Annotated in this window: 14 protein-coding genes and 1 riboswitch; of the genes, 7 read left to right on the top strand and 7 right to left on the bottom strand. The window is 55.8% G+C overall.

Annotated elements, in window-relative coordinates; all coding sequences use genetic code 11:
- The 4 genes from ACRDD5_RS09025 to ACRDD5_RS09010 all read right to left on the bottom strand — a co-directional run.
- Nucleotides 1-543, bottom strand: a 543-nt coding sequence (locus ACRDD5_RS09025) for an urea amidolyase associated protein UAAP1 (RefSeq protein ID WP_438676558.1), incomplete at its 3' end; no start/stop codon positions are given.
- A gap of 4 nt (nucleotides 544-547) precedes the next feature.
- Nucleotides 548-1,324: an ABC transporter ATP-binding protein gene (locus ACRDD5_RS09020; protein WP_271283677.1), complete on the bottom strand. Its 777-nt coding sequence runs from the start codon at nucleotides 1,322-1,324 to the stop codon at nucleotides 548-550.
- Nucleotides 1,321-2,136 carry an ABC transporter permease gene (locus tag ACRDD5_RS09015; RefSeq protein WP_438676557.1) on the bottom strand — a complete coding sequence of 272 codons (816 nt, stop codon included), beginning with the start codon at nucleotides 2,134-2,136 and terminating at the stop codon, nucleotides 1,321-1,323. Before ACRDD5_RS09015 ends, ACRDD5_RS09020 begins: the two co-directional genes overlap by 4 nt.
- Nucleotides 2,137-2,153: 17 nt before the next feature.
- Complete coding sequence (locus tag ACRDD5_RS09010; RefSeq protein ID WP_438676556.1) at nucleotides 2,154-3,212, bottom strand: putative urea ABC transporter substrate-binding protein; 1,059 nt, start codon at nucleotides 3,210-3,212, stop codon at nucleotides 2,154-2,156.
- A 56-nt stretch (nucleotides 3,213-3,268) separates the two neighbouring features.
- Nucleotides 3,269-3,367: riboswitch (guanidine-I (ykkC/yxkD leader) on the bottom strand.
- A gap of 296 nt (nucleotides 3,368-3,663) precedes the next feature.
- On the opposite strand from ACRDD5_RS09010, the gene ACRDD5_RS09005 reads away from it, so the two are divergent.
- The gene (locus ACRDD5_RS09005; RefSeq protein WP_438676555.1) at nucleotides 3,664-3,906 is read left to right on the top strand and encodes a hypothetical protein; all 243 of its coding nucleotides are present in this window, start codon (nucleotides 3,664-3,666) and stop codon (nucleotides 3,904-3,906) included.
- 129 nt (nucleotides 3,907-4,035) lie between these two features.
- On the opposite strand, the gene ACRDD5_RS09000 is transcribed toward ACRDD5_RS09005, so the two are convergent.
- Nucleotides 4,036-4,245 (bottom strand): CsbD family protein, encoded by a 210-nt coding sequence (locus ACRDD5_RS09000; RefSeq protein WP_271283681.1) that lies wholly within the window; start codon nucleotides 4,243-4,245, stop codon nucleotides 4,036-4,038.
- A 508-nt stretch (nucleotides 4,246-4,753) separates the two neighbouring features.
- On the opposite strand from ACRDD5_RS09000, the gene ACRDD5_RS08995 reads away from it, so the two are divergent.
- From ACRDD5_RS08995 to osmV, 6 genes are all read left to right on the top strand, one after another.
- Nucleotides 4,754-5,725: a hypothetical protein gene (locus tag ACRDD5_RS08995; protein WP_438676554.1), complete on the top strand. Its 972-nt coding sequence runs from the start codon at nucleotides 4,754-4,756 to the stop codon at nucleotides 5,723-5,725.
- Nucleotides 5,726-6,001: 276 nt separating this feature from the next.
- Complete coding sequence (locus tag ACRDD5_RS08990) at nucleotides 6,002-6,625, top strand: glutathione S-transferase family protein (protein WP_438676553.1); 624 nt, start codon at nucleotides 6,002-6,004, stop codon at nucleotides 6,623-6,625.
- Nucleotides 6,626-6,905: 280 nt separating this feature from the next.
- Complete coding sequence (osmY, locus tag ACRDD5_RS08985; RefSeq protein ID WP_438676552.1) at nucleotides 6,906-7,616, top strand: osmoprotectant ABC transporter permease OsmY; 711 nt, start codon at nucleotides 6,906-6,908, stop codon at nucleotides 7,614-7,616.
- A 24-nt stretch (nucleotides 7,617-7,640) separates the two neighbouring features.
- Complete coding sequence (osmX, locus tag ACRDD5_RS08980) at nucleotides 7,641-8,540, top strand: osmoprotectant ABC transporter substrate-binding protein OsmX (RefSeq protein WP_271283685.1); 900 nt, start codon at nucleotides 7,641-7,643, stop codon at nucleotides 8,538-8,540.
- 8 nt (nucleotides 8,541-8,548) lie between these two features.
- Nucleotides 8,549-9,196, top strand: coding sequence for an osmoprotectant ABC transporter permease OsmW (gene osmW, locus ACRDD5_RS08975; protein WP_271283686.1), 648 nt, complete (start codon nucleotides 8,549-8,551; stop codon nucleotides 9,194-9,196).
- Nucleotides 9,196-10,344: an osmoprotectant ABC transporter ATP-binding protein OsmV gene (osmV, locus tag ACRDD5_RS08970; RefSeq protein ID WP_438676551.1), complete on the top strand. Its 1,149-nt coding sequence runs from the start codon at nucleotides 9,196-9,198 to the stop codon at nucleotides 10,342-10,344. The genes osmW and osmV overlap by 1 nt, the downstream gene beginning before the upstream one ends.
- 354 nt (nucleotides 10,345-10,698) lie before the next feature.
- Here osmV and bioD read toward each other — a convergent pair whose 3' ends face one another.
- The gene (gene bioD, locus ACRDD5_RS08965; RefSeq protein ID WP_438676550.1) at nucleotides 10,699-11,394 is read right to left on the bottom strand and encodes a dethiobiotin synthase; all 696 of its coding nucleotides are present in this window, start codon (nucleotides 11,392-11,394) and stop codon (nucleotides 10,699-10,701) included.
- Between the two features lie 125 nt (nucleotides 11,395-11,519).
- Nucleotides 11,520-12,329, bottom strand: an 810-nt coding sequence (locus tag ACRDD5_RS08960; RefSeq protein WP_438676549.1) for an ROK family protein, incomplete at its 5' end; no start/stop codon positions are given.

Below are 12,329 nucleotides of genomic sequence, written 5' to 3'. Positions count from 1 at the left end.
CAGCACGTCCATCGGGGCGAACAGCTCTACGTAACTGCCCGGCAGGGAGTGGTCCCGGTGGAAGCGGAACGCCCCGTCGTCATTTACCGAGACTTTGCTGAAGAAGTTCACCACCATCAGCAGATCTTCCAGATTGAGATCCCACTTGCCCATCTCCACCAGCAGGTTGTCGGTACCGTTGCGGAAGAAACTGTTGCGTAATTCCTGATAGCGCCCCTGGCCGTATTTTTCCGTCACTTCAGCGGCGTTGAGCACCCCGCCAAAGGGGTCGTGCCAGCCGCAGGTATCCTCGACGATCCCCGCCAGCACCCGGCCCATATCGGAATAGAAACAGTGCCCGGCGGTGAGGCGCGCGGTGTGCTGGCCTTTCAGGGTGTCCGGCAGATTCAGGCGTTCACTTTTTTCATGCGGGTTGAGCATCATCAGGCTGACGTTAGCCCCGCCTTCGATGTCGGTCATGCGCAGGATCTGCCCGCGTTTGAGCACAAAAGAGAGATGGCCGCCGCCCGGCAGGACCGCATCGCGTAAAGTTGTCGTGTTCACAGGTTTATCCCCTTAATGCATAAACGTTATCGGGAGCCGAACCGCTCAGAGCGGAGAGCCGTGTCTCGTTGAGCGGAATGTCATAGGTAATGCGCGCACCAAAGGCGTTCGGGGCCTGCGGGTCGAGGCGCACTTTGTCGAACACCAGCAGGCGAGTGCCGAGGTTGAAGCCTTCGGAGAGATCGTGCGTGACCATAAACACCGTCATCCGGGTTTCGCTCCACAGCTGCAGCAGCAGGGCATGCATGTCTTTGCGGATCCCCGGATCGAGGGCGCCAAACGGCTCATCCAGCAGCAGGACCCGTGGCTGGGTGATAAAAGCCTGGGCAATGGCCAGGCGCTGCTGCATCCCGCCGGAAAGCTGCGCCGGGTATTTATCCAGCGCGTGTCCGAGGCCGACTTTTTCCAGCATCTGGGCGGCCTGTTCTCGCGCGGCGCGTTTTTTCGCGCCAAACAGGCGCCCAAACAGCGGGGATTGCGGCAGTTCAAGGCCAATAGCCACGTTATCCAGCACGCTGAGGTGCGGGAAAACCGAATAGCGCTGAAACACCACGCCCCGGCTGCTGTCGGGTTCGGCGCGCAGCGGTTGGCCATCGAGGGTAATCGAGCCACGGCTGGGCGCTTCCTGCCCGAGCAGCAGGCGCAGAAAGGTCGATTTGCCGCAGCCGGATGCACCGACCATCGAGCAAAACTCCCCCTCGTTAATCTGCAGATTCAGGCGCTCCAGCACCACGTGGTCGCCGTACTCCTGCCAGATATTGTTGATGGTGATAAAACTCATGCTTTGCCTCCTTCCGCCCACGGGAAACAGCGTTTGTGGAGCTGGCGCAGGGCCAGATCCATCAGCCAGGCCAGCAGGGTGATCCACAGGACATACGGGATGATGACGTCCATCGCCATATAGCGGCGCACGAGGAAAATGCGGTACCCCAGCCCGGCGGTCGAGGAGATGGCTTCTGCCGAGATCAGGAATAACCATGCCGACCCGAGCAGCAGGCGCAGAGAGGTGAGCAGGCGCGACAGCAACTGCGGCAGCACCACCCGCAGCACCAGGGTCCAGCTGTTCGCCCCCAGCGTCTGGGCTTTGATCAGGATCTCCGACGGAATTTCACAGGCGCGGTGTTCAAGGTCACGGGCCAGCATCGGGGTAATGCCAATCACAATCAGCATAATTTTCGACAGTTCATCGAGCCCGAAGACGATAAACAGCACCGGTAAAATCGCCAGCGGCGGCACCATCGACAGCACGGTCATCAGCGGCGAGAGCGAGGCCCGCCACAGCGGGAACACTCCCGCCGTGACGCCAATGCACAGACCAATCAGCGAGGCAATCGCCAGCCCGGTTAACAGACGGGCAAGGCTCACCAGGGTGTCGACCCAGAACAGGTACTCGCCGCTGCGTTTATCCGGGGTAAACGCCATCCGCGATAGCGCGTCCAGCATCTGTTGCAGGCCGGGCAGCAGCTTGTCCTGGGGGTTGGCCTCAAGCCGCACCGCCGAGCCAAAAAAGTAGGCAGCCAGCAGCAGGACGAAGGGCAACATGACCAGCATCAGCCGCATGCCTGGGGTGGGATGGCGATTAATTTGTCGCATGGAAGCTCCGTCAGTGTTCACAGCGTGCCGGCGGCGGCCATTTTCACGAAGCTGTCATCAAAGCGCAGCTTCACGTTGCTGGCATCGCCCTGGGTGACATCGCCGGGGAAGAGCATGCCGATAAAATCGGCGCTCTGGGCACCCTCGCCGAGCAGACCTTTATCAAAGGAGAATGACGCCACGCGCTGCATGGTTTTCGCCAGCTCCGCCGAGGTGAGAAACGCGATGTTGTCCTGCAGGGTGTAGAACAGATGGGTGGTTTTCAGCTGCGCCTGGTAGCCCGCCAGATCGGTGCCGGACGCCGCCGCCATTGCGTTCAGGGCGTTAGCATCCTGGGCTTTCATCAGGCCCATCATTTCGTACCACGCCCCGGTCAGGGCTTTACCCAGCGCCGGGTTGTCTTTCAGGGTTTCGCTGTTGACCACCATCATGTCGATAAGCTCACCTGGTACCTGCGAAGAGCTGAACACTTCGGTGGTTTTTGGCGTGGCTTTGATGACTGAAAGCTGCGGGTTCCAGGCCACGGCGGCCTGCACGTTGGCGGTGGCGAAGGCCGAAACAATATCGGCATCAGACGTGTTGACCACGGTGACATCTTTCTCTGCCAGCCCGGCTTTCTCCAGCCCGCGCACCAGCAGATAGTGGGAAACGGACAGCTCCGGCAGGTAGATTTTCATCCCTTTCAGGTCGGTGAGGGTTTTGCCCTCGCCTTTCATCACTACGCCGTCGTTGCCTTCCGAGTAGCTGCCGAGGATCAGCGCGGTGGTATCCACGCCCCCCGCCGCCGGAATGGTCAGCGCATCCATGTTGGTCATGGTGCAGCCGTCAAACTGGCCTGCGGTGTACTGGTTAATGGATTCGATATAGTCGTTAAGCTGAACGACATTAATTTTGATGCCGTACTTGTCGGCCCATTTATCAATGATTTTGCTACTGCTAATGGTGCCCCAGGGCATCCACCCGGCGTAGATGGTCCAGCAGACGTTAAACTCTTTTTTGACGGCAGCAAAGGTGGGGAGACTGACCAGCATCGCCAGCGACAGGATAAGGGTGCGGAGTAGTGGCGTTTTCTTCATGCTTGACCTCTGAGTGGACCAAAATTAGGGGGCAGCGCGACACCGTTGGTGCTGCTGTCTCCCGGGTTTTTGTCCCGCCGTGTAACCTCTCAGAGGTCGCCAGCTCTTGGACCAGCCATTCACTCACGTGAACCGGAACCCTAGCCAGCCATTGTCAAATTGTGTGGTGCCCTGCCCTTCATTTTTAGGGGTTGCAAGTCGTGTGCCAGAATTTATTTACGTGGTTTATTAGTGAGTTATCGATACCCGTCGCGCGGATATCCCTGTTTTGGTGAGAGGCGGGAGGGCAGATGCACTATCACGGTGCTTTCATCCGCCCCTGCAACAAGATGCTGATTTTTTGTGTGTACTGGCTCGCAAACACGCGCGATCTAATGCATTTCTATTATGGCTTTAAACCCGCACGCTAATAAAAATGTAGGTACGTTAGAAATCATTCAGGGTGACTTACATGTTTATGTCATGGTGGCTCATTGCGCTTGTCGTTGCCGGGGTTGCACTCCTTTTAAGAATGGTTTCCCGGCTCGCCAATGAGGTCGACAAGCTTGAAACCACGTTAGAAGAGAGCCGGGGAAAAATGAACTCGCTCAGCCAGCGCGCTGACAAGCTCAAACAAGCGAATTTACGCATGACCGAAAGCTTGATGCAGGTGAGAAGTTACATGGGAAACGTGCAGAGCAGCAAGCCGGAGTAAGATACGATAGTGTGCCTGACAACGGGCGCTCTCCCCTTTCCCGGCCCTGGCAGGGTTCAGCTGGTGATGTATAGCTTGTGACAAGCGGGGCAGGCAGGAGGGCAGCCCGGAAAGGGGCTGCCAGAGGGATCACCATTTATAACGATTGTTATCTTCCCAGGTTTTCATCTCTTTTTCTGTTTGCTCTTTGGTGTAGCCGTAACGCTCCTGAATGCGTCCAGCCAATTGCTCACGTTTACCTTCTACAACATCCATATCATCGTTGGTGAGCTTACCCCATTGTTCCTGCACTTTACCTTTGAACTGCTTCCAGTTACCGCTAATGCGATCTTCGTTCATCGTATAACTCCTGTTAGGTTCGGTAAATTAGGTTATTGCCTGAATAAGCTTAGCTTCATTTTTTATTTTTTGGCGGCTCGCTGGCAATTAACAACTATTAATACGCAAGTAACCCGGTACTTTAGGAGTATTCTTATAATGCCACAGCAAGCGAAGCGCAATTAAACTGCACAACACGCCTACAGAGCGTAAATAAACATCACTCCCATAAAGTGACGCGAAAAAAAAGCCAAAATGCTTAATATCAATTGGTTAGGTTTAAATGATTAATTTTTTTCATGCTGCCAATGGTTAATTGAAAACAATCTACTACTATTAGATCAGTGAGTTATGGTGATGCCACAGTATTTAGCACACCATCTAAACGGGCTATTTTTATGGCTGAAGTTCTTATATGAAGTATCAAACCAACAATATGCACGTTATAACCAGGCGATTGTTTCATCTATTGATCGCGTAGTTATTACAGGCATGCTTTTTCCAGATTTTATTAATTGGGGCATTGGATATGACAAGTGATTATACTCCGGTTCAACGTACACCTGTTGCGGGCGGGAATATTGACCAGTACGTCTCTCTTCCCACCACAAACAGTAGTGCCGTCTCCTGGGGTGCTATATTTGCCGGTGCAGCGGGCGCAGCATCGCTAGCCATGCTCTTACTTATGTTGGGTGTCGGCCTGGGACTGTCTTCAGTTTCTCCCTACGGAAATCAAGGGGTGGATGCAGGCACAATCGGCATCGCAACAATTGCATGGCTCATGTTCACGCAAATTGCGGCATCCGGGATGGGGGGCTATCTGGCAGGTCGACTGCGGTCTAAATGGGTCGATACGCACACTGATGAGGTTTATTTCCGCGATACAGCGCATGGATTCCTTGCATGGGCTGTGGCAGCACTCGTCTCCGCTATGTTACTTACCAGCGCAATTGGATCGATTATCGGCGGTGGCGCAAAAGCCGTAGGCTCGGTCGCGGGCGGTGTCTCATCGTTATCGATGACGGGCATGGCCAGTGCATCGAACGGCGAATCAAACTCATCGATGGGTTATTTCATTAATTCATTATTCAGAACCACCACCAGCCCGGCACAGCCCACTGATGCTGCGTCATCAGACGCAATGACACCAGGTCAACCGCAGGTGAAACCTGTTACGCCAGAACAATCAACAGAGGTCGCAGGCATTTTCCTGAACAGCATTAATACGGGTGCACTTCCGGCAGATGACCTTAAATATGTGGCCAGTTTAGTGGCGCAAAATACGGGAATGAATCAACAAGAGGCCGAACAGCGGGTACAGAATATTTACGCAAAAGCGCAGACCAAGGTGCAAGAAGTCAAAGCGCAGGCAAAAGAAGCCGCCGATAAGGCGCGGAAAACGTCAAGTTACCTCGCGTTATGGACATTTGTTTCACTGTTGTCAGGTGCCTTCATTGCCAGCCTCTGTGCAACCTTTGGTGGTCGCCAACGTGATTTATAATCATTTCCAGTAACTGTTCAGGAGAATAAAATGCGTTCTTTACTGTTATTTTTCCTCGGCGTCCCGATCCCTATTATTATTTTAATTGCATTATTTGTGCATTAATTTTAGGTAGGACGATGGACTGGCACTCCCCGGAATGTGAATAAAGGGGAGTGCCAGACTCACCTTAACTGCTCTGCGCGATCTCGCCTCCCCCCCCAGAATTTGCCCTTACCGCCCTCCACGACTACTGTATTGTGCTGAGATCTCCCCCTTCAAAAGGACGCCAGTACCATGCTTACTATCCTCGGCAAAACCACCTCGATCAACGTGCGTAAAGTGCTCTGGACCTGTGAAGAAGCAAATCTTTCCTGGCAGCAGGAGGATTACGGCAGCGGTTTTGCCTCTACAGAAACGGACGCCTTTCGCGCCTTAAACCCGAACGCCATGGTGCCGGTGCTGATTGACGGTGATTTCGTTCTGTGGGAATCCAACGCCATTTGCCGCTATCTGGCACGTATTGCCGGGCGCGACGATCTGCTGCCCCATGAACCTCAGGCCTGTGCCAACGTCGAACGCTGGATGGACTGGCAGGCCAGCGAATTTAACAACGCCTGGCGCTATGTCTTCCCGGCACTGGGGCGCAAGAATCCGGACTATAACGATCCCGACCGAATCGCTGCGGGAATAGCCGAGTGGAACCATTGCATCGCGATCCTCGAACAGCAGTTGCAACGCACCAACGCGTGGGCAGCAGGTGATACGTTTACCCTCGCCGACGTGGTGCTAGGGTTATCGGTGAACCGCTGGAAGATGACCCCCTTTGACCATCCCGCTGTACCCGCGATTGAGGCCTGGTTCGCACGCTTGAATCAGCGCCCGGCCTTTTTACGTCACGGTAATAACGGCATGCTTTAGCCTCCTCAAACCCGCACCTCAGTCGTGCGGGTTGCCCCTCCTGCGTTACGGTGTCACTTTTAGCGCTTCTCTTTAGGACTATTCTGCCTGCCCTCATCCAGCCCTTATTCCATAAGGCTTAACCTAAGTTGTCACTGGATTCATAGGGTTACTGATTTTGCCGCTTCGCTGGAACCCTTTCCATTCCGTTGCTATAGCTGAAATACCCCTGCCGAATCATGGCATAACAACAGGCAACCGGTGGTTGCTATAACGCATGCGTACAGGGAGACACACCGCAATGCACCTATTACTCAAACGTTCGCTGCTTTTTGTCGGCGCAATTATCGTGGCCCTTGCCCTCCTCACCTGGGGAATTGGGTTCGAGACGATCAAAGCGCGCCAGGTTGACCTTGTCTATCTTGGGCAACAGCACCTGATCCTGGTTTTCTCCTCCATGTTCTTTGCCCTGCTGGTAGGCATCCCGAGCGGTATTCTCCTGAGCCGCCCGGCGGCAAAAGGGTTTGCCGAATACGTGATGCAAATCTTCAACGTCGGCAACACGCTGCCGCCGCTGGCCGTGTTGGCGCTGGCGATGGTGGTGATTGGCATCGGCGATACGCCTGCCATCATCGCCCTGTTCCTGGCCTCATTGCTGCCGATTGTACGTAACACCTATGCCGGACTGTGCTCTGTACCCTCTTCGCTGCTGGAAGCGGCAAACGGCATCGGAATGACCAAATGGCAGCGCCTGCGTCAGGTTGAAATTCCGAACGCCTGGCCGGTAATGCTCTCCGGGATCCGCATCGCCACCGCGATAAACGTGGGTACGGCGCCGCTGGCCTTCCTGATTGGTGCCAGCAGCTATGGCGAGCTGATTTTCCCCGGGATCTACCTGAACGATTTCCCGACGCTGATCCTCGGTGCCGCCGCCACCGCCCTGTTCGCTTTAATTCTGGATACGCTGCTGGCGGCGCTGGGGCGTCTGATGAGCCCACATCTCGCACAATAACAATAACAATAACAAGGAGCTTTTATGAGACTGTTCTCCAGCCTGACGGCGCTGTGCGCTGCCGCGCTCTTTTCCAGCCAGACGCTCGCCGCGCCGCTGATTCTGGCGACCAAGAGCTTTACCGAGCAGCACATTCTGTCGGCAATGACCGTGCAGTATCTGCAGAAAAAAGGCTTTCAGGTGCAACCGCAAACCAACATTGCGACGGTGATTTCCCGCAACGCGATGATCAACAAACAGGTTGATATGACCTGGGAGTACACCGGCACCTCGCTGATCATCTTTAACCACATCAACGAACGCATGTCCCCCGAGGAATCGTACGCAACGGTGAAACGGCTGGACGCAAAGCATGGCCTGGTGTGGCTCAATCCGGCAGACATGAACAACACCTATGCCTTCGCGATGCAGCGTAAACGCGCCGAAGCGGAACATATCAACACCATGTCGGAACTGGTGGCAAAAATTGAACAGGTCCGCAAAACCGATCCGGATAACAACTGGCTGCTGGGCCTGGACCTGGAATTTAGCGGACGCAGCGACGGGATGAAACCGCTGCAGGCCGCCTACAAGATGGCGTTGGACCGCCCGCAGATCCGCCAGATGGACCCGGGACTGGTCTATAACGCGGTGCGCGACGGCTTTGTTGATGCCGGTCTTATCTATACCACCGACGGGCGCGTGAAGGGCTTTGACCTGAAAGTGCTGGAAGATGATAAAGGCTTCTTCCCAAGCTATGCGGTGACCCCGGTGGTGCGTAAAGACACGCTGGCGGCCAATCCCGGTCTGGAGGAGGCGCTGAACACCCTCTCCAGCCAGCTTAGTAACGACGTTATCACCGAGCTCAATAAGAAGGTGGATATCGATCATCAGTCACCCCAGCAGGTCGCTCGTGAGTTCCTGCATAGCAAGCAGCTGCTGTAGGAGGCGCTATGGAGACGATTCACTACATTCTTGATAACGGGGACTATCTGCTCACCCTGACGCTGCAGCATCTGTGGCTGGTGGCGCTGGCCGTAGGCTTAGCCATTATTATTGGCGTGCCGCTGGGCATTTTGATTGTCCGGCATAAATGGCTGGCAACGCCGGTGCTGGGGATTGCCACGCTGGTGTTGACCATCCCGTCTATTGCTCTGTTCGGCCTGATGATCCCGCTGTTTTCGCTGATCGGTCAGGGGATTGGCGCCCTGCCCGCGATCACCGCCGTGTTTCTTTACTCGCTGCTGCCGATTGTGCGAAACACCCATACCGCGCTGGACAGCCTTCCGCCCGGCCTGCGTGAAGCGGGTCGCGGCATCGGTATGACCTTCTGGCAGCGGCTGCGCTGGGTGGAGATCCCGATGGCGCTGCCGGTGATCTTCGGCGGTATTCGTACTGCCGTGGTGATGAACATCGGCGTGATGGCCATTGCCGCCGTGATTGGCGCGGGCGGTCTGGGACTTCTGCTGCTGAACGGCATCGGCGGGAGTGATATTCGGATGTTGATTGCTGGCGCACTGATGATTTGTCTTTTAGCGATTGTGCTCGACGCGTTACTGCATCGTCTGCAGGTCGTTCTGACTCCAAAAGGGATTCGATAATGATAAAACTGGAAAACCTCACCAAACAATTTTCACAGAAGCAGGGCCAGACCGTGAAGGCGGTGGATAACGTCAACCTGAACGTGCCTGAAGGGGAAATGTGCGTCCTGCTCGGCCCCTCCGGCTGCGGGAAAACCACCACCCTGAAGATGATTAACCGCCTGATCGCCCCCAGCAGCGGGAAGATCCTGATTAATGGCGAAGATACCAGCGACATGGACACTGTGACCCTGCGCCGCAACATCGGCTACGTTATCCAGCAGATTGGCCTGTTCCCGAACATGACCATCGAAGAGAACATCACCGTCGTACCGCGGATGCTGGGCTGGGACAAAGCGCGCTGTAAAAGCCGGGCCGAAGAGCTAATGGATATGGTGGCGATGGATCCGCATAAGTTTCTGAACCGCTATCCGCGCGAAATGTCCGGCGGGCAGCAGCAGCGAATCGGCGTGATCCGCGCCCTGGCGGCGGATCCCCCGGTGCTGCTGATGGATGAACCTTTCGGTGCGGTCGACCCGATTAACCGCGAGGTGATCCAGAATCAGTTCCTCGAGATGCAGCGCAAGTTGAAAAAGACGGTAATGCTGGTGAGCCATGATATTGATGAAGCGCTGAAGCTGGGCGACCGTATCGCCGTATTCCGTCAGGGGAAAATCGTCCAGTGCGCCAGCCCGGACGAACTGCTGGCCAAACCGGCGAATGAATTTGTCGGGTCGTTTGTCGGCCAGGACCGCACGCTGAAACGTCTGCTGCTGGTCTCCGCAGGCGACGTGACCGACCAGCAGCCGACCCTGACGGTGCGCAGCACTACCTCACTTGTGGAGGCCTTTGCCACCATGGACGATAACGATATCCGCGCGATCACCGTGGTGGACGACGAAGGCAAACCGCTGGGCTTTGTGAAGCGTCGCGAGGCGCGTCACGCCAGCGGTACCTGCGCCGATTTACTGCATCCGTTCCGGATGACCGGCAAAGCGGAAGACAACCTGCGCGTGGTGCTGTCGCGACTGTATGAGAGTAACACCAGCTGGATGCCAATTGTCGATGAGGACGGGCGTTACAACGGCGAAATTTCGCAGGACTATATTGCGGAGTACCTGAGCTCCGGCCGCACGCGACGGGCGCTGAATATCGTTAGCGACAATTAAGCCCTTTTTCCTTAAGCCAATGAAGTTGCTGTAAAAGATTAAACAGGTTACAGGGACGCGTGGTCCGGCTGAAAATCGCCGAAGTGTTTAAGCAAGGCCGGGGCGAGGCGCAGGGATGCGCCGGCAGGAACGAGCTGAGGGAATCGCGATGCCCCAGAACCTGATGTGAACGGAACGACCAGAGTTGCCAGCAGGTTTCCCCTCACCCCAACCCTCTCCCCAAAGAGGAGAGGGAGCGGTCCGGGCAGAATTTATCTGCGCCGCCGTAACTATGCACCCACCGACTATATGGAAGCGCTGAAAACCGATAACGGTGAGTTCGACTCTAGCGCCAGCCTGGTGAAATCGCGGGCGTTACGCCAGAACGCGATCTACGGTGAGCGCGCGGCCGAGCCGCGTTAAATCGATGTACTGCGACAGTTCGCGCTGCTCGGCGCGCGGCAAATAAGGTAGTTCGCCTACCAGCGGGCCCGGGAGCTTTTTGCTCAGCACATTGATGATTTCAGCATAGTGCGCCAGCCCTGGGTTGATGCGGTTTGCCACCCAGCCCACCAGCGGCAAGCCGTCATTAGCGATGGCCTGCGCCGTCAGCAGTGCGTGGTTAATGCAGCCTTCCTGGATACCGACCACCAGCAGAACCGGAAGCTGCTCCTGCACCACCCACTCGGAGAGCGGACGCAAATCGTTCATCAGGCTCCGCCAGCCACCGGTACCTTCGACCACCACGTGATCGACCTGCTCGCTCAGACTGGCAAGACCGTTCGACAGCAGGGTGTAATTGACCGGCCCGCTGTGCGCCACGCTGCTTTCGTCTTCGCTGAGCGCAATTGGGTTAATGGCATGATAAGGCAGTTGAAGGGAGGAGACGCTTTGCAGCACCAGCGCATCTTTATTGCGCAATCCCTCTGGGGTCTGTTTACTGCCTTTGGCTACCGGCTTGTACCCAGCCACGCTTTTACCGCCTGCCATTAAGGATTGCAGCAAGGCGCGGGATACAACCGTCTTGCCGACGGAGGTATCAGTACCCGTTACAAAGAAACGCTTAAGCATCACTCACTCCACCGTTATGCTTTGAAAATATAAGCCAAGGAAATAATTCAGTAGAGGGAGTCTAAGGCATGCGCTATCAGCTCAGCTTGAGATAGCGCAATTTTTAGTAAATTTATAAAAAACAGTTAACCTTGCAGGAGACGGATCAGCAGCGAACCGTTATACATGGCGTCTTTCACCAGCGCCGCGCCCGCCATCGTCCCCTGATTGGTAAACTGGGTGCTTTCTACCGCGATGTGTTTACTGTAGGCCGGGAGGGACTGCTGACGGATACAGTCGGCGATAGCCGGGAACAGCACGTCCGACGCCTGGCTCAGCGGGGAACCGATTAGAATTTTTTGCGGATTAAACAAATTCACCATAATGGCAAGAATGCGTCCGATATGGGTGCCGACGCCTGTAATGATGTCTTTTGCCAGCAAATCCCCCTGTTGGGCGGCCTGGCAAAGCGACTCCACGGTCAGCGGCTGGCCGTGCAGCGTCGAACTCATCGACTGGCTTAAGCGCACCTGCGCCATCTCCAGCACGCTGTCGACGCTGGCAATGGTCTCCAGACAGCCGTGGTTGCCGCAGTAGCAGAGCCTGCCGTAAGGATCGACCTGCGTATGGCCGATCTCTACCAGGCTGCTGCTCCCGGCATGCAGCAGGCGACCGTCGGTGATCACCCCGGCGCCAACGTTGTGGTCAATCACCACCTGAATCACGTCGCGCGCCCCACGGGAGGCACCGAACAGGGCCTCGGCCATCGTCCAGGCGCTGATATCATGCTGAATATAGACCGGCACACCCGTATGATTTTTCAGCACCTCGCCCAGCGGCATCTCTTTGACGTCTTCGTAAAACGGCATCCGGTGCACAATGCCGTTTTCGGTATCAATGATCCCCGGCAGGGTGATGGCGATAGCCGTCAGACGCTCCAGCTTGTGTTGATGATG

Source organism: Silvania sp., assembly GCF_051656365.1.
GTDB lineage: Bacteria > Pseudomonadota > Gammaproteobacteria > Enterobacterales > Enterobacteriaceae > Enterobacter > Enterobacter hatchlandensis.
This window is presented reverse-complemented; position numbering and strand designations above follow the sequence as displayed.